Consider the following 255-nt stretch of genomic DNA (forward strand, 5'->3'; position numbering starts at 1 on the left):
TTGTAGTCCCGCCCAGACTCGAACTGGGGACCCCTACATTATCAGTGTAGTACTCTAACCAGCTGAGCTACGAGACTCTGTTTTTACTTATTTGTATTATTTGAATTAACAGCGAGAGTAAAAAAAATATAAAAAATCAATACCTAACCTCTTTTTATAGTCTCTAGAAAGGAGGTGTTCCAGCCGCACCTTCCGGTACGGCTACCTTGTTACGACTTAGCCCTAGTTACCAGTTTTACCCTAGGCAGCTCCTTG

1 tRNA gene and 1 rRNA gene are annotated in these 255 nt (G+C 42.4%); both read right to left on the reverse strand.

Annotation, left to right across the window (positions count from 1 at the left end):
• Positions 1 to 3 precede the first annotated feature (3 nt).
• Positions 4 to 77 (reverse strand) — tRNA-Ile (locus EQG63_RS12190).
• Positions 78 to 167: 90 nt separating this feature from the next.
• Positions 168 to 255: ribosomal RNA gene (locus EQG63_RS12195) — 16S ribosomal RNA — on the reverse strand; the annotation flags it as partial.

It is taken from the genome of Flavobacterium amnicola (genome assembly GCF_004122165.1).
Lineage (GTDB): Bacteria > Bacteroidota > Bacteroidia > Flavobacteriales > Flavobacteriaceae > Flavobacterium > Flavobacterium amnicola.